This is a genomic window from Pseudoalteromonas sp. NGC95 (assembly GCF_015864705.1).
Taxonomy (GTDB): Bacteria; Pseudomonadota; Gammaproteobacteria; order Enterobacterales; family Alteromonadaceae; genus Pseudoalteromonas; species Pseudoalteromonas arctica.
Map to the genome: position 1 here is coordinate 1 of NZ_JADYWR010000009.1, position 24,287 is coordinate 24,287.

At 39.2% G+C, this 24,287-nt stretch carries 24 protein-coding genes and 1 pseudogene; 2 read left to right on the top strand and 23 right to left on the bottom strand.

From position 1 onward, the window contains the following. Positions 1-136 precede the first annotated feature (136 nt). Positions 137-1,423: a VCBS domain-containing protein gene (locus tag I6E70_RS09840; RefSeq protein ID WP_010554694.1), complete on the bottom strand. Its 1,287-nt coding sequence runs from the start codon at positions 1,421-1,423 to the stop codon at positions 137-139. Positions 1,424-1,678: 255 nt separating this feature from the next. Here I6E70_RS09840 and I6E70_RS09845 point away from each other — a divergent pair, with 255 nt between their 5' ends. Beyond that, entirely contained in the window at positions 1,679-1,918 is a 240-nt protein-coding gene (locus I6E70_RS09845) for an RNA recognition motif domain-containing protein (RefSeq protein WP_007585551.1), read from the top strand. Between the two features lie 106 nt (positions 1,919-2,024). Here I6E70_RS09845 and I6E70_RS09850 read toward each other — a convergent pair whose 3' ends face one another. Beyond that, the gene (locus I6E70_RS09850; protein ID WP_007585545.1) at positions 2,025-2,174 is read right to left on the bottom strand and encodes a hypothetical protein; all 150 of its coding nucleotides are present in this window, start codon (positions 2,172-2,174) and stop codon (positions 2,025-2,027) included. 142 nt (positions 2,175-2,316) lie between these two features. Between I6E70_RS09850 and I6E70_RS09855 the strand changes: the two genes are divergently transcribed. Continuing rightward, a complete protein-coding gene (locus I6E70_RS09855) occupies positions 2,317-3,936 on the top strand; it encodes a M28 family metallopeptidase (protein WP_197188621.1) in 1,620 nt (539 codons plus the stop codon). A gap of 35 nt (positions 3,937-3,971) precedes the next feature. Here I6E70_RS09855 and I6E70_RS09860 read toward each other — a convergent pair whose 3' ends face one another. From I6E70_RS09860 to rbfA, 21 genes and pseudogenes are all read right to left on the bottom strand, one after another. Continuing rightward, positions 3,972-4,919, bottom strand: a complete 948-nt coding sequence (locus I6E70_RS09860) for an EAL-associated domain-containing protein (protein ID WP_165721384.1) — start codon at positions 4,917-4,919, stop codon at positions 3,972-3,974. A gap of 233 nt (positions 4,920-5,152) precedes the next feature. After that, positions 5,153-5,347: pseudogene (locus tag I6E70_RS09865) on the bottom strand (EF-hand domain-containing protein); the annotation flags it as partial. A 382-nt stretch (positions 5,348-5,729) separates the two neighbouring features. Then, complete coding sequence (locus tag I6E70_RS09870; RefSeq protein ID WP_024593886.1) at positions 5,730-5,936, bottom strand: hypothetical protein; 207 nt, start codon at positions 5,934-5,936, stop codon at positions 5,730-5,732. A gap of 169 nt (positions 5,937-6,105) precedes the next feature. Beyond that, the gene (locus I6E70_RS09875; protein ID WP_007585535.1) at positions 6,106-6,318 is read right to left on the bottom strand and encodes a calmodulin; all 213 of its coding nucleotides are present in this window, start codon (positions 6,316-6,318) and stop codon (positions 6,106-6,108) included. 615 nt (positions 6,319-6,933) lie between these two features. Continuing rightward, entirely contained in the window at positions 6,934-7,149 is a 216-nt protein-coding gene (locus tag I6E70_RS09880) for a TIGR02450 family Trp-rich protein (RefSeq protein WP_007585532.1), read from the bottom strand. Positions 7,150-7,219: 70 nt separating this feature from the next. Continuing rightward, positions 7,220-7,573 (bottom strand): cupredoxin domain-containing protein, encoded by a 354-nt coding sequence (locus tag I6E70_RS09885; protein WP_197101601.1) that lies wholly within the window; start codon positions 7,571-7,573, stop codon positions 7,220-7,222. A gap of 20 nt (positions 7,574-7,593) precedes the next feature. Next, on the bottom strand, positions 7,594-9,840 hold the full coding sequence (locus I6E70_RS09890; RefSeq protein WP_197188622.1) for a heavy metal translocating P-type ATPase: 2,247 nt from the start codon (positions 9,838-9,840) through the stop codon (positions 7,594-7,596). Then, positions 9,830-10,273, bottom strand: a complete 444-nt coding sequence (locus I6E70_RS09895) for a MerR family transcriptional regulator (protein ID WP_101217268.1) — start codon at positions 10,271-10,273, stop codon at positions 9,830-9,832. The genes I6E70_RS09890 and I6E70_RS09895 overlap by 11 nt, the downstream gene beginning before the upstream one ends. Positions 10,274-10,784: 511 nt before the next feature. Then, on the bottom strand, positions 10,785-11,282 hold the full coding sequence (locus I6E70_RS09900) for a DUF2059 domain-containing protein (protein ID WP_010554687.1): 498 nt from the start codon (positions 11,280-11,282) through the stop codon (positions 10,785-10,787). 130 nt (positions 11,283-11,412) lie between these two features. Beyond that, on the bottom strand, positions 11,413-11,745 hold the full coding sequence (locus tag I6E70_RS09905; protein WP_007585525.1) for a Na+/H+ antiporter subunit G: 333 nt from the start codon (positions 11,743-11,745) through the stop codon (positions 11,413-11,415). Positions 11,746-11,754: 9 nt separating this feature from the next. After that, a complete protein-coding gene (locus I6E70_RS09910; RefSeq protein ID WP_007378493.1) occupies positions 11,755-12,024 on the bottom strand; it encodes a K+/H+ antiporter subunit F in 270 nt (89 codons plus the stop codon). Next, positions 12,018-12,554 carry a Na+/H+ antiporter subunit E gene (locus I6E70_RS09915; RefSeq protein WP_007585523.1) on the bottom strand — a complete coding sequence of 179 codons (537 nt, stop codon included), beginning with the start codon at positions 12,552-12,554 and terminating at the stop codon, positions 12,018-12,020. Before I6E70_RS09915 ends, I6E70_RS09910 begins: the two co-directional genes overlap by 7 nt. Continuing rightward, positions 12,554-14,071: a monovalent cation/H+ antiporter subunit D gene (locus I6E70_RS09920; RefSeq protein ID WP_101164004.1), complete on the bottom strand. Its 1,518-nt coding sequence runs from the start codon at positions 14,069-14,071 to the stop codon at positions 12,554-12,556. Before I6E70_RS09920 ends, I6E70_RS09915 begins: the two co-directional genes overlap by 1 nt. Further along, a complete protein-coding gene (locus I6E70_RS09925) occupies positions 14,068-14,421 on the bottom strand; it encodes a Na+/H+ antiporter subunit C (protein ID WP_010554685.1) in 354 nt (117 codons plus the stop codon). The genes I6E70_RS09920 and I6E70_RS09925 overlap by 4 nt, the downstream gene beginning before the upstream one ends. Continuing rightward, the gene (locus I6E70_RS09930; RefSeq protein ID WP_033012429.1) at positions 14,421-17,213 is read right to left on the bottom strand and encodes a monovalent cation/H+ antiporter subunit A; all 2,793 of its coding nucleotides are present in this window, start codon (positions 17,211-17,213) and stop codon (positions 14,421-14,423) included. The genes I6E70_RS09925 and I6E70_RS09930 overlap by 1 nt, the downstream gene beginning before the upstream one ends. Before the next feature lie 215 nt (positions 17,214-17,428). Next, the gene (locus tag I6E70_RS09935; protein WP_197188623.1) at positions 17,429-18,604 is read right to left on the bottom strand and encodes a hypothetical protein; all 1,176 of its coding nucleotides are present in this window, start codon (positions 18,602-18,604) and stop codon (positions 17,429-17,431) included. Beyond that, positions 18,591-19,469, bottom strand: coding sequence for a lipoprotein NlpI (gene nlpI / locus I6E70_RS09940; RefSeq protein WP_197188624.1), 879 nt, complete (start codon positions 19,467-19,469; stop codon positions 18,591-18,593). The genes I6E70_RS09935 and nlpI overlap by 14 nt, the downstream gene beginning before the upstream one ends. Before the next feature lie 141 nt (positions 19,470-19,610). After that, the gene (pnp, locus tag I6E70_RS09945) at positions 19,611-21,737 is read right to left on the bottom strand and encodes a polyribonucleotide nucleotidyltransferase (RefSeq protein ID WP_007585511.1); all 2,127 of its coding nucleotides are present in this window, start codon (positions 21,735-21,737) and stop codon (positions 19,611-19,613) included. Between the two features lie 620 nt (positions 21,738-22,357). Further along, positions 22,358-22,627, bottom strand: a complete 270-nt coding sequence (gene rpsO / locus I6E70_RS09950; RefSeq protein ID WP_007585509.1) for a 30S ribosomal protein S15 — start codon at positions 22,625-22,627, stop codon at positions 22,358-22,360. Between the two features lie 153 nt (positions 22,628-22,780). Further along, entirely contained in the window at positions 22,781-23,740 is a 960-nt protein-coding gene (truB, locus tag I6E70_RS09955; protein ID WP_197188625.1) for a tRNA pseudouridine(55) synthase TruB, read from the bottom strand. Next, on the bottom strand, positions 23,724-24,209 hold the full coding sequence (gene rbfA / locus I6E70_RS09960) for a 30S ribosome-binding factor RbfA (RefSeq protein WP_007585506.1): 486 nt from the start codon (positions 24,207-24,209) through the stop codon (positions 23,724-23,726). Before rbfA ends, truB begins: the two co-directional genes overlap by 17 nt. Between the last annotated feature and the right edge of the window lie 78 nt (positions 24,210-24,287).

The window sequence follows — 24,287 nt, forward strand, 5'->3', positions numbered from 1 at the left end:
AATGAAATGAGGCCGCATTTGAGTTTAGGAATGAAAACACCAAACCAAGTGCACAAAAAAAGCCAGGAGCAAAAGCTACTGGCCTTCAATTAAAACCGTCAACGTATTTTAGGACGGGACAAATTGATAAAATAGCTTACTGCGCTAACTTACCTCTTGTGATAGAAAAATCAGCAAACCTAACACGTTCTTCATCAACTCGAAGGCTGTCGGTTTCAACAATTGAGCGGTATATTCCCCACTTAGGACGAGCAAAATCATCATCATTAAAGCCGCGCCACATATCTATGTTTTGCTCGCTTATATTAAATATCTCTGCGTTGTCGCTTAAGCGCGTTAATGTCATATCAAGCTTACCACTTTCACTAAATGTAGCTTGTACAAATACCTCGACCCATTCATCTGTTATTAAAGACCAGTCGGTTTCAATTAAGTTTTTATCAAGACCCGTGCTGTTACCGTTTTCGTCAAAGCCTGCGCTATATCGAACCTGTAGTTGATTGCCTGTACTGTTTTTTTGCGCACCCGAGAGCGTAATAATAGGCTGATCGTCATTACCATTGGTGTTGTCGTTACTTTCGTTACGCGCTTTTATTTGAAAAAAATGGCTAAACTTACTCGTAAGCTCAAGCTCGCTGCTTACTTTAAATTTCCAGCTGTATTGAAATGTCTCCCCCTCAAACGCCAGTGTTTCTTGCGGTGATTTATCGTAGGTTTTTATTTCGTTGCGTTGCCTGTCACTTGCGCCTTTGTCTTTATCTTGGTCATCATCTCGGTGGGCTAAAAATACAAAATGGCTACCAATTATCGTATCGGTATCTTCGATAATATGGACAACACTTTCATGATTGCCAGCGTATAAATCTGGAGATTCAATTGACCCTTCGCCGAATGCATTTTCAATAAGTGTGTATGCGTCAAGTCCCGAATCTACGCCATCTGATTGCAATAACACGTGCGAGATGCTCTCAAAGCCATCAGCTTGAGTTATTGGTGCACCAACAATTGTTATGATAATTTGTGCGCCAGTACCATCTAAAGAGTTTACTGTTATTGTGTCTTGCAGTGTTTCATCTTCCCTTAAAGATGTTATTGAAGCATTTAAATCATCAAGTGTGTATGACCAATCTCCACCAGCATTTAAGCTAAAAAAACCATAGCTTGTAGCGCTATTTTCTTGTGCTATAAAAGCAGCCTCACCGGATTGTTGATCAGTAATGGTTAATGAGCCTGTTATTGCATCATTACTATCACTAATAACTTCGCCTCGGCTATTACCACCAATTATTGCAGGAGTTTGTAAAGTAATCGCTTCATTATTTTGCACCGTAGAATCAGAGCCAGAGCTGCCACAACCAACAACTAAACAAGATAGAAGTGCGGTTGTAATTACATTACACAGTTTAAGATTATATTTAGGCATTGTTAGCTTTATAGTTAATAGTAAGTTAATAAAACATAAACTTACCAATTAACTATGTAAATAACCACAACTCAATTACCAATTAACATGACCAATTTGATGGCAATCCATTTAAAATTATAAAGCTATGTTTTTTCAGTGTGATACAAACAATTATTCCTATAGAACGTTTATTTATATATGTTTTAAAATAAAATTAGGTTAAAGCTGAGTTACTTGAGATAATTAGTACTGACATAATTATTTAGGTTCATTATGAAACTATTAGTTCGTAACTTGTCTCGTGCTACCACTGAGCATGAGCTTCGTACTTTATTTGCAGAGCACGGTAAAGTGACTACCTGCAACTTGGTACTTGATAAAGAAACTGGCCAATCTAAAGGCTTTGCCTTTTTAGAAATGCCAAACGACATAGAAAGTAAAAGCGCCATTAAAGCACTTAACCAATCTACTGTTGATAAAAGTAAGATCCGCGTAAAGCTTGCAGACGCATAAAGCTAACTGCAACTTATACTAAAAAACCAGCTAATGCTGGTTTTTTGCTTTTAGTGCCAAGTATTGTATTTAAGCTTTATATTTAGCTAAAAAAACTAAGCGGTTATTAAGCCGCTTTTTTTATACTTATAGTGCCCAATATTATAAAAGAAGCAGACAGCACAAAAAATGTCTCCTGCTCAGCTAATATTGCAGCAGCAAAAAATGCAATGCCACTAGCTATAAATAAATACCCACTTTTTTTACATTGGCTCATTATGTGCTCCTTTAGGTTGTTCGTTATTTATACACCTTATAAAATCAATCTGCAATTGAATGAAAAGTTCTCTATAAAAATTCGACATCGCTGCGGTGCTTCCTTTATATTGAAAGCCTAATTAAATAACAATATGAAGACTATGGCATCTACTCTTTTAAAAAGCGCTAGCCTAAGCCTGCTAGTTGCACTCTTTGGCTGCTCAGAGCCTGCAAGCGAACAAACCCCATTAGAAAATACAGCCGGTGTAAGCCTTAGCAATATTAAACAGCATATTAAAACGCTAGCCTCTGATGACTTTCAAGGCCGAGGCCCGCTTACTCATGGCGAAGTGAAAACAGTAGGCTACTTAAGCGAGCAATATAAAGCGCTGGGTTTAACCGGTGCTTATAAAGGTAAATACTTACAGCCTGTAAAAATGGCAATGGTGACAGCTAATCAGGACATGCAGTTAAAGGTAGGTGATTTGAGCTTTGAATCAGGCAAAGACTTTACCGCACGTACCGAGCAACTTCAGCCATTAATTGATGTAAGAAGCTCTGACGTTGTATTTGCGGGCTACGGTATTAATGCGCCAGAATATAGCTGGAATGACTATAAAAATATTGATGTAACTGGTAAAACAGTGGTTGTGCTAGTTAACGATCCAGGCTTTGCTACTCAAAACGATGCCCTTTTTACTGGCAATGCAATGACCTACTACGGTCGCTGGACTTATAAATATGAAGAAGCCGCTCGCCAAGGTGCAAAGGCTGTATTTATTGTTCATGAAACAGCACCTGCGGCATACCCTTGGGGCGTAGTTGAAAGTTCAAACACCGGCACTAAATACACGTTAATGGATAACAATTTAAACGCGTCTAAATTACCGGTTATGGGCTGGCTAACACTTGATGCGACTGAGAAAATGTTTAACGCCGCAAAGCTTAACTATCAAGATTTAAAACAAGCAGCATTAAATGATGACTTTAAAGCGACGCCACTCAACTTAAAAGCAAACCTTGCCTTTAAAAACGAAGTATCTCATGCAAAATCGCATAACGTAGTTGCACAAATTACAGGTAGCGAATCACCTGACGAATACGTTGTTATTAGCGCTCACTGGGACCACTTTGGTACTAAACAAACTGATACTGGCCCTAAGATTTATAACGGCGCAGTAGATAACGCTTCAGGCACTGCAGCCACGCTTGAAATAGCACGCATCATGAGCAAAATGAACAAGCAAAAACCATTTAAACGCTCAATTATTTTTGCTAACTTTACAGCAGAAGAAACGGGGTTAATTGGTTCTGAAGAATTTGCATCGGGTGCGGTTGTACCTACAAAAAAAATGGTCGGTCTATTAAATATTGATGGCATGAACGTGCTTGATGGCACTGACTACATTTTACAATACGGTAAAGATTTATCGACAATGGAAAACTATTTAGCAAAGGCTGCAAAATCACAAGGCCGTGTTGTTAAAATGGATCCTCGCCCGCAAAATGGCTTATTTTTTAGATCTGATCATTTCTCACTTTCTAAGCAAGGTGTGCCTAGTCTATTATTTATGAGCCTGGGCGATACCGATCCTGAGTACATTGCGCATAAATACCATAAAGAAGCAGACGACTACTCAGCTGATTGGTCGTTAGGTGGCGTTAAGCAAGATATAGATCTTATTGTTGATATAGCCACTCAACTTGCAAACAATGGCGATTGGCCAAAGTGGACGAGCGAGTCTGACTTTAAAGCCAAACGCGCGCAAGATAAACAATAAATAACTATTAATAGTTATGTAATATAAAAATCCTCCTACTTGGAGGATTTTTGTTTTAAACGAGCCCGCATTAATAGCGTTTCGGCCTTTGCTCCTAAATAAACATAAATAGCTAGTGCAATTAAAAGCCCCACTACTGCAAGCATCATCGCTATTGCAGGCATTAAATACTCCGATTGCCCCAACGCCGCTTTAAACATAGTTAACAACGCCTCAATTGATATAGCAATTAACACGGTAGATATAAACCGTGTAATAGTGCGCCGCGTAGATGAGTGCCTAAAAATATCCTTATGCATAAGGATTTCTTCTTCGAGTATTGTTTTACCTAAATCGAATACTGCTAATGCTAGGGTGATGTAAATAATGATACTAAAGGGTTCAAGTGGGTCTGATGAGGTATCTACATGGGTTAATAGCGCGTATATATCATTAAAAACGATATTCAGTAAAAATAATACTAAGCAAAATAAGCACGCAACAATAATACCGTAACCCGCTTTAAAGTAAGGCGACATATTAGCGCGCGCAGTATCACCCATTACAAACTCAATAAGCTGCGTTAAGCTCACATCAACGACCAAGTAATGTTGATTATTAATTGGTTTTTTTAGTTCTTTAATCGCCGATATACATAAATGGTTAGTCGCTATAGAAATGTAGGGATCAGTAAAGCACACCCTATCACTTGTTTTAGCGTTCAAAAAATAGGGGCGCTCGCTTAAATCTTGTTGATTACCACTTTCACCTAGTTTTTTTCTATATGCCCGTTTAAAGCAGACATTATTACCCTGCTGCAAACCTTCTGCATTTAAACAATATTGTAATTCTAAAAATGGGTACTGCTTAATCAGGTAGCGGGTATCACGCTCCTTAGTTAACCCATCCTCAATACTCATCAAAATAGATTTAAGTAAGCTGTGTATTACATGCTCATATTCGTGGTAGCGCTCAACACTACTGATATAACTCATTCGCGCCATTTTAAATACTCATTAACCTAAGTTATAAATAGATTTGCAAGTTTAAAACCAATAATAAAACAACTTAATAATCAGTAACTTAATTAAATTAAAACTCGAGTTTTGCACTATTTTGGTGACTAAACAGTAATATATTAAGTTAAATGCACAAAAAAGCAGCTAAGTATTAATTACTTAGCTGCTTTGTGAGTATGACTGGTAAGGCTTTACGACTAACTTAAATATAGAGCCTGTTACTGAACCTTCGAAAACTCTTCTTTAGATAATTCGCCATTTCCATCTGCATCTAATTGATCAAAAAGCTGTACTAGTTGCGAGTTTACTTGGGCTTCTGTTTTACTAATTACGCCGTCGCCATCAGTATCAAAAGAATCAAAATCTACCGCAGCAAACGCCGCTGAAGAAGAAGCAAGGGCTACAAGTGGTAGGGCGTGTTGATCTTTGGTGGGTGAATTTGCAGCAGTATGTTTGGTTTTTAGGCAAGGCAGAGCCTATGTAGTGTGGTTATTCCCCATAAATAGGCGATAACGCAGCATAAATACCAAACATGCGCTGCCCTTTGGGTTCTTTCTAGGGACGATTAACTCTTTGTTGCTCGGTTTTTACTTAGCCCACTAGGTTACAAACCTCGCGCCGCGATTTAATCGCCCCTAGATTGAACAAATTTCAATCCACAAAGATCAATACGCCCTAAAGTTTTGTGTAATGTTTTCATAATCGTTTCCTTAGGCTTTGAGCCTGATTAGGGGTGACCTGATTAGAGGTAAGAAGTCCTTTTCAAAGATCCTTTAGGAGTAAAGTGTTTATAAATTAATATTCAAAAAAATCATTTTCTGTCGGACCACCGCTACTTTGAACATTTAGCTCGTCAAATTGCTCTATCACTTGCACCGACTCTTCAGCTTGACTAATTGAAGCGTTGTCGTCTGCATCGAGTGTTTCAAAGTCTGTGTTTGCAAATACTACTGACGAAGAAACAATAGCCATAAGTACAAATGTTGATTGTAGCTTTTTCATAATTTAATCCTTCAAAAGTATGCGGTGTCCTAAATAAATTTGCTCTATAGTGCTCTCTAGTCACTTCCTGGTTATTCTTTTTAGTAGGCTCCCTTGCCTACTTAGGTTGTCTTTGGCAACTCAGAATTTAGATAACATTACAGAACATTAACTGCTTAAGGCTTTAATTTTAGGCCTTAGAAAACTCATCTTCAGATAACTCACCATCTTGGTTTGTATCGAGTTCTTCAAATTTGCTTAAAAGCTCAGCATCCACTGATGCTTCGGCTTGGCTGATTGCGCCATTACCATCTACGTCTAGCGTATCAAAATCTGTTGCTGCAAAAGCCGCTGATGAAGAAGCTAGCGCCATTAGTACTAGTGTTGATTGAAATGTTTTCATAATAGTATTCCTTCATTGGGTTGTTGCGATTAAGGCCTTTGGCTTTCATCACGTTTTGCTTAATACACTCTAGGTATTACAACTTTGGTGCCACTTTTTATTTATTATTTAAAAACAATGAGTTAAACAATATAAAGCGAGAGAAGCTTAATTTGAGGAGGTGTTATTGTTGCTATTTAGCAACAGCCATTTACCTAAAAATAATAAACCGATATAAATCAATTAGTTAGGTTTAGTTAAAAAGACACACTTTTGCTAAAAAGCCAAAAAGGGGGGTGTTTGGGTTAGTCTTCAAAATAAACTGAATATGAACATGGAAGTAACATAGGATTTGTTCGCGACTATTAAATAATTAATTCATTTATAATTAGTCAGTTACATTATTTTTGAGATTTATTATAAAAATTTTGAAAGGATATTTTGAAATTAACTGTTTTGTTGCCAAATGGCGAATTACTCAGAAAGAATGTGATATATGAGCTAAGTTATAGCATTGAGTTCATAACTTAATGCGCCGTAAAATATAGGTTCGCTTGAGTTAAGCAAACCTACATCGTGTGCCAGCTATCTGCAAATGTGCCGCTATTGGAGTGAGGTAAACTATGTAGATTTAAACTACTTCCACCCTTGCAGCCACTTTTGGTTATCTTTTAAATCTCGCCAACTAATTGGATATTGATTTTTTGACATAACAGCCTCGGTAATACATTCAATTACGTTGCCATCTTCATCAAATTCCACCTCAACAATAATGAAGTGTTTTTCTTTATTTATAGAAGGTGTTGCGGTCCATTTACTATTCAATAATTTTTTAGGGTTTAATTTATTCATTTAATGTAACCACTCCTACTCATAACTTATATAAGGCAACTATACGACCCCAACACCTACTTAGTTCAGGTTACTGAGCAACTAGCTTGCCTTTGTACATTTTCATTTGGCAATGAAAGTCATACTCACCGGCTTCAAGCGCAGGTAGTTTAACTGTATTGCCATCACCCATTGCCAGCGTTTTACTTATATCAAGCTGTGGAAATACCACGGTTTCGGCGCACGGCGCGCTGTCTTTTCTATCAAAGGTAAGTACAACCTCTTTGTTGGCTGCCACTTTAATGTGTCCTGGCTTATAAACACCGTTATCAACGACTATCGTTACTTTGTTGTCATCACTTTGTGTTTGCTCTGGTTTGTATAGCCAAAACCAATAAATAATTGCGGCTATTAACAGTGCACCACCTATATTAATCATCAACATAATGTACTCCTTAGCTTAAATTACGATTTATTTGGTTTGAAAAAACGTAAGCGATTAGCGTTACTTACCACTGTAAGCGATGAAAGTGCCATAGCTGCACCTGCAACAACAGGGTTAAGTAGTATGCCAAAAAATGGATACAACACGCCGGCTGCAATCGGAATACCCGCCACGTTATAAATAAAGGCACCAAATAGGTTCTGTTTAATATTTAAAATAGTTGCACTACTCACTGCAATTGCATCAGCAAGGCCATGTAACGAACCACGCATTAAGGTAATGTCTGCACTTTCTATTGCAACATCGGTACCTGTGCCAATTGCAAACCCTACATCCGCTTGCGCAAGTGCGGGGGCATCGTTAATACCGTCACCTGTCATACCCACTATTTCACCGTTTGCTTGGCGCTTTGTTACTTCGTTTACTTTGTCATCGGGCATTACTTCTGCAATAAAGTCATCAATACCAACTTGCTTAGCAACGGCTCGTGCAGTGGCTTTGTTGTCACCTGTTAGCATAACTAGGTGGATACCTTTATCTTGCAGGCGTTTAATAGCTTCAACTGAATCCTCTTTAATAGGATCTGCTACCGCAATAATAGCTTGGAGCTTATTATTACTTGCAAAATACATGGGCGTTTTAGCATCACCGGCAAGTGTTTGAGCTTGCTCGGTTGCATCATCAACGGCCACATCGTATTTATCCATTAGCGCTTTATTACCAAACAACAATGTTTGCCCGTCAACACTGCCGGTTACACCTTTACCTGTAATTGCGTTAAAGTCGGCTACTTTACTTAAAGCTAAGCCCTGCTTTTTAGCGTGTGCCGTAATTGCTTCTGCCAGTGGATGCTCTGAGCTACTTTCAAGGCTTGCAACACGTTGCATTACTGTATTTTCATCACTGTTGTTAAACGTAACTACATCGGTAACTTGCGGTGTGCCTTGAGTAATCGTGCCTGTTTTATCTAAAATCATGGTGGTGATTTTAGATGTTGTTTGCAGCGACTCACCATTTCGAATTAATATTCCTGACTCTGCAGCTTTACCAATACCCACCATAACCGACATAGGGGTTGCGAGTCCTAGCGCACAAGGACAAGCAATAATAAGTACGGTGGTTATTGCAACAACGGCATAAGCAATTGATGGCTCAGGTCCAAAGTTTAACCATGCAAGACCCGCAAGTACTGCAATAATCATGACTGTTGGTACAAATATTCCTGATATAACATCAGCTAAGCGCCCTATTGATGGCTTAGAGTTTTGTGCACGTTTTACCATATTGATAATATTAGCCAGTGTGGTTTCGCTACCAATGTGCGTGGCTTTAAATAATAAAGTGCCACTTTTATTAATACTTCCGGCAACGACTTTGTCGCCCGTTTTTTTGCTTACAGCCATTGGCTCACCAGTAAGCATTGACTCATCAACCGTACTGCTGCCTTCAATAACATCGCCATCCACAGGGATTTTTTCACCCGGGCGTACGCGTACTTCATCATTTTTTACCACATCACTAATGTCGATGTCTTGCTCTTGCCCATCGCGAATTACGCGTGCAGTTTTTGGTTGCAGGCCAATTAAGCGTTTAATTGCTTGTGAGGTGCGCCCACGTGCTTTTACTTCAAAAGCGAGCCCTAAACTAATTAAACCGATGATCATCGATGATGCTTCAAAATATACGTGTCTTGCAACTTCCGGTAATAAGTTTGGTGCTATTACCACAAACATTGAATACAACCACGCAGTACCTGTACCAAGCGCTATTAATGTATCCATATTGGCAGCATGGTTTTTGAATGCCTGCCATGCACCGTTGTAAAATTGTTTACCTGATATAGCCATAACCACAAGCGTGACTATACCCACTAAAAACCATGCTATTCGTTGTGTGTCGGTGGTCACACTCATGTCAAAAATAAGCCCGTATATCATTAACGGCGTACCGACCCCTAACGCTAATATCATATTACGCATTAGCTTTTTATAATGTGCCTCATCCGACTTTGCTTTTTCATCAAGTGCATCTTGATCAGACTCGTTACTCATTGGCTTAGCTGAATAACCAATGTTTTCGACTGCTTTAATGAGCGTGCTTTCGCAAGCTTTACCTTCTACACGGACAGTACGCTGTGCAAAGTTCATTTCCACGTTTTGCGCGCCTTGCACGCTATTAAGGGCTTTTTCAATTTTAGCCACACAACTGCCGCAATTAGCGCCTTCAATAATAAAGTTTTGCGCGGTGTCTTTTGTATTAGTCGTCATTACGCTGCTCCTTATTTGCAGAATCGTTTATTGGATCAACAAAAGATTCTATTAAACTACACACGTCACTGGCATTTGCACCATCGGCTGATGTATCCCATTGCTCCAGAGCTGCATGCATTCTGTTTCGTAATTTTAATGTTTCTTGAAATAGTGCTTCGGTTTCTTCTAGGCGTTTAGTAATGAGTTTACGCGTTAACGGACAAGGACAATTCCCCTGCTCTGACTCGCCTATAATGTGTTGAATATCTTTGAGTGAAAAACCAAGTTGACGAGAGCTAATAATAAACTTTAAACGCTGCTGGTCTTGCTTTGTATACTCTTGATAGCCATTTTCTTCACTGCGTATTGGGTTAAGTAACCCAACACGTGTGTAATGACGAACAGTATCGGCAGTCACGCCCATTAACTTGGCGAGTTGTTTAACATACATAATTTAGCTCCGTCGTGTTTCAGTAGCTTCATAATAAACCTAGGTGCAACACATAGGTCAATGACTATTTTAAAACTAATAAAATAATACCAATTCGCTTAATTAAGTAACCTATTTAAGACAAGAAAATCGTGTTGATAACAAGGCAAAGGTTTCGTTATTTAGTTGTTATCACTAATTGCCCCCTGCATCCATGCAGTCGTATATCAAAAATGTTTAACGCAGTTAACGCCGAATTTAATCCCTTAAATTGATTAAGTATTGTTGCTCATTAGTATAGTGACACAAACATAATTAACTTAAGCTGATATCGGGCGTGTATTATCTGGAGGGGATGTAATTCAGGAGAGAAGCGCCTAAGTAAGGCGCGTATTAATCTAAGGGCGTGTTGATCATTGGTGGTTTAATTTACAGCAGACTGTTTGGTCTATAGGCAAGGCACAGCCTATGTAGTGTGGTTATTCCCCATAAATAGGCGATAACGCAGCATAAATACCAAACATGCGCTGCCCTAGTTTGATTCGCTACGGCTTTGCTCTAATTCGTCGCTTAGTTGCTGCGCTAAAGTTTGTATTTTAGGCATAGCATCTTTCATTAAGCTTTGTGACATTTGCATAGACTCTTGCATCACAACAGGCATTTTTTCAAGTATTTTTTGCCCTGTATCTGTTTTATAAAACGCTAACATATCGGCAATTTCTTGCTCACTAAAATGTTTGTCGTACACGCTAATCATCATCGGCTGCATTTTGGCCCAGCTCATTTCGGTTTTTAATACCGTCGTCATGTCGCTGTAGTATTTATCAAAAATTGCCTGTTCAGAAGGCTTAACGCCCATTTGATCTGACATGCCTTTCATCATACCTTCAACCTGGCCGTACATAGAGTCAACCATTGAATCTAAATTCATTACACTAATAAGTTCATCTATTTTTTGCTGCTTAGTATTTTGTTCAGCATACAAACTACTAGAAAAAATCAGTAATGATAAAAGTAGTACCTTACCCATAATAATATCCTTTCATATAAATAATCGTTTTATAGTTACATTATTAATTAGTCTTGTAAAGGGTACAAGCAGTCACTAAAAAGGCCGAATAAAATGAATTTATTCGGCCTTTTATAAATATATTTTTATGTTAATCGTCTTCTACATTATCTAGGCCTTTAGTGCCTTCTTTGGCTTTTAGCTTATGATGAATAGCTGATTTTATTAGCATGTAACCACTAATCGGTGCCGTAATTAGTAAAAATATAGTAATGAGTATTTCTTTAACACTTAGGCCATGCCCTGAATTTGCAAAATAAACCATAGCTGCAATTAGCATACTTGCCATGCCCAACGTTGTTGCTTTAGTTGGCCCATGCAAACGCATAAAAAAGTCAGGTAGTTTAACTAAGCCTATTGAGCCAATTAAAATAAACGTACCACCAAATAACAATAATATTGATACAACCCATTCGCTGATCATGTTTTCACCTTATTCAATTATATCGCCACGTAGTAAATACTTACACACTGCAACTGTACTTATAAAACCGAGCATGGCAATAAGCAGTGCAGCTTCAAAATAAAGCCCTGTATCCATACTAATGCTATATAAAATAATCAGTGCAATGACGTTAATGTACATTGTATCGAGCGCTAAAACACGATCAGGCACTGATGGACCAATGATCAATCGCCATAAATTAAGCAATAATGATAAGCCAATCATCGAAAAAACAATGAGTAATACGGTGTCTAACATTGAAATATCTCCTTTAGTGGAGCTTCGTAGCGTTGTTTTATTTGTTTGATAAGTGCTTCTTCATCTTTAAGGTCAAGCACATGTATTAATAAGTAGCGTTGTGTTGGCTCTTCACCCTCAGGTAACGATTCAGCAATTGGGTAAACCTCTGCACTCACTGTACCGGGTGTAAGCGATACACTACTGGCCAATATGGTAATTGGCATATCATGAGTTAAATCTATCGGTACTTTTATAAATGCCGGACGCAAATTTTTAGATGGCCCAAGTATAAGTAAAGCCACTTGTAAATTTGCTACGACAATATCGTACAGCACAATAAGCAACTGCTTAAGAGCCAAGCCCGGCTTTAAAATTAGTGGCTGAGGCTCGCGAAGCGAAAAACTTAATATTGGGATAAGTATTGCAAAAATAGTCGCTAATACTAAGTGCCCTACCGACACGCTATTATTTAACAATAGCCAAACCATAAACAAAAATAAGCTACGAAATGGCGTTGGTAACCAACGAAAACGGGCTTGTAATCTCATCACATGCCTCCTTTAAGTACAGCATTAATACCGCCGCTTATATCATGTAACTGAGTAGCAGCACCTAGCATGTATTCACTTATTGGTCCGCCAAAAATAACGAGCAATGGCGAACACGCAAGTAAACCTATAATTACAATTACCTGCAACGGGTGTGCATTTGCACAATCTGCGTTTTCGCTATTTTTACTTTTATGCTCCCAAAACAAGGTCGTGCCAGCACGCGAAAGCGCTACCAACAACGCAAAGCTTGTTACTAAATATACAGGCCAAAATAGTAAAGCTTGCTCACTATTTAATGTGGCTTTAAGTATCCAAATTTTACCTACAAAGCCTGATAGTGGCGGCATACCAACTACAGTTAAAGCTGCAACAATAAAGCACACACCTAATAAAAATGGTTGTTTAACAGAGCGACCCGCTACTAGCCTATCACCAACTTTACCGCGCTGGATTGAAACTAAGTCTGCTAGTAAAAACAGTGCGGCACTAACAAGTGTTGAATGCACTAAATAATATAAAAGTGCAGCAGTGGCATTTACATTTTGCAATGCAATTAGCGCAACCAACGTACCTACCGATACTAATACTAAGTTAGAGGTGAGTTTACGTAAGTCTTGCGCTGCCATAACGCCAATGGCACCCACTATAATGGTGGCAATTGCTAAGCCCCAAAGCCAAGGCTGCGCCATATGTTCAAGCGCTCCTGCTTGTTCGCCAAATATCACCGTGTAAACACGAAGCATGGCGTAAACGCCTACTTTGGTCATAATCGCAAACAATGCAGCAACCACAGGTTTAGCGCTTGAATACGTATTTGGAAGCCATAAATGCAGAGGTAATAGTGCGGCCTTTAAAGCAAATACAATTAATAGTAATAAACCACCTGCTTTTGCTAGGTATACATCATCGCCCGAAAGCTGTGATACTTTTTGCGCCATATCTGCAATATTAAGCGTACCAAGTACACCGTACAAAATACCCAAACCGATTAAAAATACGCTTGAGCCAACTAAATTTAATATTACATATTGCAGTGCCGCACGAGTGTTTTGTTTATCACCTGCATGCATTAACAATGCATATGATGCAATCAGTAACACTTCAAAAAATACAAATAGGTTAAATAAATCGCCAGTTAAAAACGCGCCATTTACACCCAATATTAAAAAATGAACAAGTGGATGATAAAAGCTACCCTTTTCATCATCGCCAGCACTACCATATAAAATAGCGCCCAAACCTAAAAGTGAAGTTAACGTAACCAATAAGGTAGATAACATATCAGCGACTAAGACTATCCCAAATGGTGCAGACCAATTACCAATAGCGTAAACATTAATACCCGTATTATTAATATGTACAAGCAAAAGCACACTAATGGCAAAAGTAGCTATTGCCATTACAATTGAAACTAAGCGGCGAATTTTGACGCTTTTACCACATGGCGGCAGCAATAAAATAACTGCCGTCAGCATAGGTAATAAAATAGGTAGCGAAGCTAAATGTTGGATCATTTTTGCTCCTTATTATCTGCAGAGGTGTTAGGCACATAACCATCAACATGGTCACTACCTAAATCGGCGCGCCCACGTATTGCCAAAATAACCACAAATGCGGTCATCGCAAAACCAATCACTATTGCAGTTAGTACTAATGCTTGAGGTAGAGGATCGGCGTATTCTGTGCCAGTACCAAGTACTACCGCTTTATTAATAGTAAGGCGACCTGCTGAAAACAAAAATAAGTTAACAGCGTATGAAATCATAGTAAGCCCAAGTACTACAGGGAACGTACGAGCTCTTAGCAGTAAAAACACACCGCAACTGACCAATACTCCAACGCAAGATGCGTACAATAATTCCATTAAATATTTACCTCTTTTTTCTGGGTATCTGCTGTCATATTACCTAAGCTTGCTAAAATCATTAATGTAGCGCCTACAACAGTTAAGTAAACACCTAGGTCAAATGCAATCGCGCTGGCAAGCTCTGTTTTACCGACAAACGGAATATCAAAGTAGTCAAACCAAGTTGTTAAAAATGGCTTATCGAAGAACCAACTACCCACACCTGTAAACAAAGAAATACCAATGCCTGAAGCTATAATTTTGCGATAATTAACATCAAAACGTTCGTTTATCCATGCTGTACCATGCGCCATGTATTGCAAAATAAACGCGATTGACGTTACCAGTCCTGCAATAAAGCCACCACCAGGTAAGTTATGCCCACGTAAGAAAATATATGCAGAGACCAATAACGCAAGCGGTAATAAACTTTGTGAAATACTCGCCAGTAATATTGGATGGCGCTCTCGTGCCCATGGGCGCCCTTCGCTGTCGCTTGCTGGCATAAATAATGGAATTCGAGAAAGTACTTTAAATATACCTAATGCGGCAATGCCTAATACGGTAATTTCACCAAGCGTATCAAAGCCCCTAAAGTCGACTAAAATAACGTTAACTACGTTAGTACCACCGCCACCAATTTTAGCGTTAGCAATAAAGAAGTCTGAGATTGAATCTAGCGGGCGTGTAAGTAATGCATAACAAATACTCGCGATAACTACACCTAACGTAGAGGCTATTGCTAAGTCTCGAAGTACGCGTAATGAACTTGATTCTTTTGGCGTATGCTGCGGCAAGAAAAACAATGCCAGCATAAGTAAAATAATAGTAACAACCTCAACAGTTAGCTGCGTAAGCGCTAAATCTGGAGCAGAAAAGCGTGTAAATACAACCGACACCATTAATCCTACAATTGAGAGCATTAATAGCGATACCATTCGAGAGCGATGCCAAATAACGGTGGCAAGAGCACCAATAATCAATAAGCCTGCACCAATTGCATTGTGCACATCAACAGGCGTAAGTGGCATGCTACCGGCAAGTTGTTGCATTTCAAATAATGGCCAACCCGCACACAGTAATACCACCGCTAACATAATTACAAGATAGCGCTGTAGCGATCCATTTTCGATACTGCTTACCTTTGACTGACACCAAGCAATAACGCTTAATATCACACGTTCAAACGTTTTTTTAGCGTTTAGAGGTGGTAATGATGCTTGAAACTGAAATAGATATTTACGATTAATATAAATAAATAAGCCGCCAGCAATCGCCATCGCACTCATTAGTAGAGGCAAGTTAAACCCATGCCAGATAGCCAATTCGTACACCGGCATTTCTTTTCCAAGTACAGCTAAAGACGCCGCAGATAAAATGCCATCAATTGTAAAGTGCGGGAACATACCCACTAACAAACAAATCACAACGAGTATTTCTATTGGTACACGCATATAGCGCGGTGGCTCATGCGGCGTACGAGGTAAATCAATTGGTTCACCATTAAAAAACACGTCATGAATAAAGCGTGCTGAGTACGCAACAGCTAATGCACCTGCAACAGTTGCCAGTACTGGAATTAACCACGACATAGAACCAAGCACTTGCTGGTGTAGCGTTTCTGCAAAAAACATTTCTTTAGACAAGAAGCCATTTAGTAAAGGAACTCCTGCCATTGCAGCCGCCGCGACCATCGCAAGCGTTGCAGTGTATGGTAAGTATCGCCACATACCATTTAATTTACGCATATCGCGCGTGCCCGTTTCGTGATCAATAATACCAACGGCCATAAATAACGACGCTTTAAACGTTGCATGGTTAATTATATGAAAAATAGCAGCAACAGTCGCAAGCTCAGTATCAAGTCCGAGTAATAGCGTTATTAAACCCAAATGGCTTATTGTTGAATAGGCTAACAAGCCTTTTAAGTCGTGTTTAAATAGTGCTATATAAGCACCAAACAACAGCGTAGCTAAACCCGTTAACCCAACGAGCAAGAACCAAGTATCGGTGCCGGCTAAAGCAGGATGAAAACGTGCTAACAAAAATATACCGGCTTTTACCATCGTCGCAGAATGTAAATACGCGCTTACTGGCGTAGGCGCTGCCATTGCATGAGGAAGCCAAAAGTGAAATGGAAATTGTGCCGATTTAGTAAACGCACCCAGTAGCACCAATACCAATGCTACTTCGTATAAATCATGAGATTGAATTATTGCTTTACTCGCTAGAATAACATCTAGGTCGTAACTACCAACAATATCACCTAATAGCATCAATCCAGCAAGTAACGCTAAGCCGCCCGCGCCTGTTACAGCAAGCGCCATACGTGCGCCTTTTCGCGCTTCTGATTTATGCCACCAAAAACTAATTAATAAAAATGAGCTGATGCTCGTTAATTCCCAAAACAACCACAGTTGAATGACGTTGTTAGACATAACAATACCAAGCATTGCAGTCATAAATAGCATTAAGTAACTATATAGCTTAGCCATTGAGTCATTAGCGCTTAGGTAGTAACGGGTGTAGAGGATAACGAGCAAGCCTATGCCTAAAATCATAAACATAAACAATAAACTGAGGCCGTCTAACCGCAGAGACAAATCGAGTCCTATTGACGGGATCCAAGCTAAAGAATAACGAATGGTTTCGCCCGCTAAAACGGCAGGTGCATGGTATAGAGTAATCCCCAAAGCCGTCAAAGGCGCAAGAGCCGTTAAACTAGTGCTTAAATTGCGGGATAACTTACCTGTGCATGCAGAAATAACACTGCCAATTAAGGATAACAAGGGTATCCAGAGCAAAGTCATAATGTAGGGCCTTTTATTATCATAAGTTTATCAGGGCATCTCTTTTTAATACTAAGTGATGCTTTTACTGCCTGTTTTTAAACGACATTAATGACTATAGTTATACTGAAAAACACTGATTTTGTCTATAAAAAGCGGTTCTGTATGGGTGTTTTTTAAACAAGAACTAACAATTTATTAAGCCTAAAAAAACAATTAATTAATACTGATAATTGTTAATTTAATATGGCCTTATTTGCAAATGTAAGCGCGCCAGGGTGACGATGAAAGTTACCATTGGTCATATCTAAATGTTTCAACCAAAGTTGTCTATACTGCGCTGAGAGCCCTAACTGCTGATATTGCATAATAGACCAATTTTCACTAGGTTTATAAGCAATACCCCCTACCTGGCAACTCTTTGCTTTATGCCAACCTGTTGGCGGCGACTCACCATGAGAAATAAATAAATTAGGTGCAACAAAACCCGTTTTTGCACACAACCATGCTTGCTTAGTTTTAGGCAAAGCGTATTCATCTTCAAAACCGTTAAAATGCATCAGCTCATGCAAAAATATACTGTATTTTGCTTTTGAGTTTATTAGCATTGTCCCATTCGTAACATTAGCCGTTCCGCCTTTTGGCATCATCACTATAAAATCAAAATTGTTAGGAAGCTGGCTATTAAGTTTAGATGATTGCCAGTCACACTTTGCTATTTGACTAGTACTACTTTTACACTCAAGCATACCCGCAACGTAAACGGGTTTTGAAAAGCAAAAAATATTTTCACGGGGCTCTGGTTGTTTATTATAAGCATTAATAAACTCTGTAAGTTTATATAAGCCACTGCGATGATCGCTCATAGTCAGCACGTTAAACATACATTGCTTATTAGGTTTGCTTATATTCCTTAAAGATGAAAAACCGAGATCGTGGATAAACGCGGTAGATATTTTACTCTGTGGTATTTTTAACTGAAGTTTTAGATGATTTAGTACATCCCCTGCTGGTAATTTGTTTTTACTAGCGAGTAACTCTAAATCGCTCCAACGTGATTGCTCAAGTAACTTTGTTGCTAATATTTTACGCTCTGGGATTGTTAAGTCATTTATAGCGGAGAGCCAAAATTGTTTTGCAGTATCACTCTGACTGCTTTTAATAAGCTTAAGAGAATACATATATTGTGCTGAGGAAATTTTACTGCGAGCAAGTATAGCTAAAGAGGTCTTTGGTAACTGCTCTAGGTGATCAGAAAAATAAGCTGGTGAATTCCAATAACTTTGTAGAACATTGGCTTTTGTATTTAAAACATGCCAAAAGCCAATAGCGCCAAGGTGATTACTCGAGCCTGTAATTAACAAACAACATAGTAATACACCTATTAATTTAAAACGCTTAACTTGCGTCAACACCTTCCATCAACTCAAGTTCTAAACGCGCATATTTGTACTCAATAAACTCATGTACATTGGTTGCTAACGCAAGCCTAAAATAGTCTGATGCTAAATAAAGCTCACCCGCTGCTTGATGCATTTTAGCTAGGTAAAAATAAGCTTCACATAAACGCTGCGCATATTCTTGCTCAGTTCTAACACCATCACTAATGCCTGATAAAAATGCATGTTCACTCATATCGCCCGTATAAAGAGAAATTAACTGATACGCCCATTGCGAATCATCAAGCGCAGTCGCATTTTGTTTAAGTGCATCAAGTGCGATTACTTTATCCTCTTGTGCCTGGGCTAAATAAACCCATAAAACACGGTACGGATCTTTAGGAGAACGGGCTAAAAACTCGTTAAAGTCATTTTTAGCAAGGCCAGCTCTATCGCCGTAATACAGTGCAATTCCTCGATTTAAATAGGCGTATTCATGCTCTTCATCAAGTTCTAGAGCTGAATCGAAAAACTCATAGGCTTTTTCGAACTGCTGCATTAGCGTATGTTGAATACCTAAAAAATTATACACTTCAGCTAAATCAGGCTTAAGTTTTACTGCACGGTTAAAATCAATACGCGAAAGAGTGGTCATACCTAGACTATCAAAAAGTACACCACGGTCGTAATAAAGCTTAGCTTGTTGCTCTTCGCTTAAGTCAGCCCTATTCAATAACTCTGAGTAGCGTGCAATAGCAATTTCACTTCTAAAGTCAGAGGCTAAAGGTGCAGTAAATGGCACATTAACAATCGGGGTTGGTTCTGAATCTGTTGTAGTTTGGCAAGCGCTTAAAGACAAAATAGCAAAAGATGCCAAAGCTAAATGTTTGAGTATCATTAAAATCCTTAATACCAAGATATATCGCGATTAATATAAGACAGACCTTGTCCAATAAGGTTTCATTAAAGCATAAAAAAAGGGGCTAAACAGCCCCTTTTTTATCATCTAGCTAATATAACTAGATTAATAAGTTAACAATTACGCGTCAGTTGGCGCGTCAGCTGCAGGTGCTGCTGATTCCATTGCTTCTTTAATACTTAGACGTACACGGCCTTGGCGATCTACTTCTAGTACTTTAACTTTAACTTCTTGACCTTCAGAAAGGTGATCAGCCACGTTATTAACGCGCTCAGTACTAATTTGAGAAATATGTACTAGACCATCTTTACCAGGAAGAATGTTTACAAACGCACCGAAATCAACAATACGTACAACTTTACCTTCGTAGATAGTACCTACTTCAAGTTCAGCTGTTAATTGCTCAATACGGCTAATTGCATTAGCTGCACTTTCGCCATCAGTAGCGGCAATTTTAATTGTACCGTCGTCACCGATTTCAATCGTTGTACCAGTTTCTTCAGTAAGCTGACGAATAGTTGCGCCACCTTTACCGATAACTTCAGCGATTTTCTTCTGTGGGATTTTCATTGTGTATATGCGAGGAGCAAACATTGATAGCTCTTCAGAAGGAGCAGAAATTGCTTCGTCCATCACTTCTAAGATATGTAAACGTGCAGCTTTTGCTTGTTTAAGCGCAATTTGCATGATTTCTTGAGTGATACCTTCGATTTTGATATCCATTTGAAGTGCAGTGATACCTGCAGCTGTACCAGCAACTTTAAAGTCCATGTCACCTAAGTGATCTTCATCACCTAAGATGTCAGAAAGAACAACGAATTTATCGTCTTCTTTAACTAGACCCATCGCAATACCGGCAACAGACGCTTTAATTGGTACACCGGCATTCATAAGTGCAAGTGAAGTACCACATACAGAAGCCATTGAAGATGAACCGTTTGATTCAGTGATTTCAGATACTACACGGATTGAATATGGGAATTCAGTCAATGTTGGCATTACAGCTGCAATACCACGTTTAGCAAGGTTACCATGGCCGATTTCACGACGCTTAGGAGAACCAACAAAACCAGTTTCACCTACACAGAATGGAGGGAAGTTGTAGTTAAGCATAAAGTGGTTTTTATGAGTACCCGTTAAATCGTCGATTAACTGTGAATCACGTTCTGTACCAAGTGTAGCTGTTACTAACGCTTGAGTTTCGCCACGAGTAAAGATAGCAGAACCGTGAGTACGCGGTAATACGCCAGTCATTACATCTAGTGCACGAATCATATCTGGTTCACGACCATCGATACGTTTTTCGCCAGAAGCGATACGGCCACGAACGATTTTCTTCTCAAGTGAACCGAAGATTTTACCAATTTCTTGCTTATCTAAAGACTCGCCTTCAGCAAGTTCAGCTGTTAACACTGCAACAACTTCATCTTTAGCTACGCCAAGTGCTTCTTTACGCGCTACTTTATCAGTGATTAAGTAAGCTGCGCCTACTTTATCAGCAGCAATTGCTGCAACTTTATCTTCTAGTGCAACGTTTTTAGCTGGTGCAGTCCAATCCCAAGTAGGCTTGCCTGCTTCTGCTTTAAATTCTTCGATTGCAGTGATGATCGCTTGAGATTGCTCATGACCATATACAACAGCGCCAAGCATTACGTCTTCTGCAAGTACGTTAGCTTCTGATTCAACCATAAGTACCGCTTTATCAGTACCGGCTACCACTAAATCAAGTTGGCTTTCTTCAAGCTCTTTTAATGTAGGGTTAAGTACATATTCGCCGTTGATGTAACCAACGCGAGATGCACCAATTGGACCACTGAACGGGATACCAGAGATAGCAAGTGCTGCTGAAGTACCAATCATCGCAACCATATCAGGTTGGATTTCAGGGTTAACAGAAACAACAGTAGCAATAACTTGTACTTCGTTTACAAAACCGCTTGGGAAAAGTGGACGAATTGGACGGTCAATAAGACGTGCAATAAGTGTTTCGCCATCGTTAGGACGACCTTCACGCTTTAAGAAACCACCTGGGATACGACCAGCAGCGTACATACGCTCTTGGTAGTTAACTGTTAGTGGGAAAAAGTCTTGGCCAGGTTGTGCTTCACGCTTACCAACAACAGTTACTAAAACTGAAGTGTCGCCAATGCTTGCAAGTACGGCGCCGTCTGCTTGACGAGCGATTGCACCAGTTTCTAGAGTCACTGTATGTTGACCTAGTTTGAATTCTTTAATAATTGCTTGCACTTAAAATATTCCTTAAATGTATTCTAATAAGTTGTCATCAAAGTACCAATTACAGTACATAATTGTATTCAGTTGGAAATCAATTAAGTACTACAATTGGCAATGATGTGAATAAGTGTAGATAAACCTTTTTACCTACGCGCATAGTATATACCAAAGCTGCTTCAAAATGCGAGTCTAGGGTGTGTTGTTCTTTGTGGATTGAAATTTGTTCAATCTAGGGTCGATTTAATCACGGCGCGAGATTTGTAACCTAGTGGGCTAAGTAAAAATCGAGCAACAAAGAGTTAATCGCCCCTAGGATGAACCCGCAGGGCAGCGCATGTTTGGCATTTATGCTGCGTTATCGCCTATTTATGGGGAATAACCACACTACATAGGCGCTGCCTTGCCTAAAGACCAAACATACAGCTGCAAAATTAATCACGAAAGGTCAACACACACTAGCTACTAGATTTAAACTGGGCTAATTAGCGGGTAAATACAACAGCTATTGGTAGGCTATGAAATGGGGGTTTTATATTATAATTCAATAGGTTTAAGAATTTTCTTAATTTGGAAACACAAATTTCAGGCACAAAAAAAGGAGCTAAAAAGCTCCTTTTTCTATAATCTAGTTCTTAGCGACGTAGGCCAAGTTCTTTGATTAACGCAGTATAACTAGTGATGTCTTTACCTTTAAGGTAATCAAGTAGTTTACGGCGAGTGCTTACTTTACGAAGCAGACCACGACGTGAGTGGAAGTCATGCTTGTGATCAGCAAAGTGACCTTGAAGCTTGTTGATGTCAAAAGTAAGTAATGCTACTTGTACTTCTGATGAACCTGTATCGCCTTCTGCACGTGCAAATTTAGCAATGATATCGATTTTTTCTTGATTGCTTAGTGACATAGTAACTCCAAAAATTAAATTTAAAAGGTGTCTTAGCCGATCACTAATTCAGCCAAAACGATTAAGCGGGCGTATTCTACCAACTGTAGGAATAACTACAAGCTAATTATCCCCAACTACAACTAATAAGCCACCGTTAGGCACATTAGTTGCTTATTCAGGCTTCACGTAATCGTCTTGCTGACTAGCAAGACCACGTTTAACCTTTAAATGACCGTTTGAGTTACGCTCACCAGTACCAATAAATATATTATCCGCAACAACTTTAATTGCACCATCAGGTAAAGCGATTGATAATTCTACAGCTTGCCCGTGACTAAAAATTCCCCCTTGTTCTTTTGTAATTTCAACAACGGGTAAATCAGTTAAAGCAGTATCAATTGGTAGCAATAGCGAGTCTAAATAAGTTGAAGGCGCAAGCTCTTCTTCTTTCGCTTTAGCAAGCAACGCTTCAATCTCATCAAGCGAGACCATTTTATCTGCCGGATACTGACCAACAGCGGTTCTGTGGAGCATAATAACGTGTGCGCCACAGCCTAGGTTTTCGCCTAAATCATCAACGATTGTACGAATGTAGGTCCCTTTAGATACATGGGCCGTCATTTGTAATACGTTGCTTTGTTCATCAAATTCGTCAAACGATAAGCTAAACACGTTTATTTTTCTGCATTTACGAGGAACTTCAATACCTTCGCGCGCGTACTTATATAACGGTCTACCTTGGTACTTAAGAGCTGAGTACATTGACGGATATTGTTCAGACTCACCAACAAAAGCAGCTATTTCTTTTGTTAGCTGTTCACGCGTAACGTTCACATCTTTAGTGCTAACAATTTCGCCATCAGAATCTGATGTTGTTGTACGCTCACCCAGTTGTGCACGAACGATATAGGTTTTATCTGTATCGAGTAAAAACTGCGTAAACTTAGTCGCTTCACCAAAACAAATTGGCAGCATACCTGTGGCAAGTGGATCTAAAGCACCTGTGTGCCCAGCTTTTTGCGCAAAATAAACACTTTTTGCTTGCTGTAATGCTTTATTTGATGAAATGCCTTGCGGTTTGTTTAACAACAAAATACCGTCAACTGCACGGCCTTTACTGCGCTTTGCCATCTGTATCAGTGCCTTCTTCGCTATCTGTATCGTCTACGTGATCAGTACCTTCTTCGCTATCTGAAACATCAGCAGCATCAACACTTTCTACGTCTTCATCTACATGCTTTGCGTTATCTTCGCGAATAATAGAATCCACTAAATTAGAAATACGCATACCTTCCATTAATGAGTTATCAACTACAAACTTTAACTCAGGCATTATACGTGCACGGATACGCTTACCAAGTAACGAGCGAATATAGCCCGTTGCTTCATTAAGTACTTTTGCGCTTTGCTTTGCTGCGTCTTCATCTTGTGTGTTAAACACAGTAATGAAAATTTTGGCATAAGATAAATCGCGCGATACTTCTACCGCTGACACTGTCACCATACCTAAGCGTGGATCTTTAATTTCGCGTTGTAAAATTACAGCAATCTCTTTTTGGATTTGCTGTGCAACACGATCAGTGCGAGAAAATTCTCTCATTATACTTGTCCTAAAATAATAACTTATTGAAATGAAATAATAAGTTAACTAAATAATGGATATGCAAATGGGGGCTAA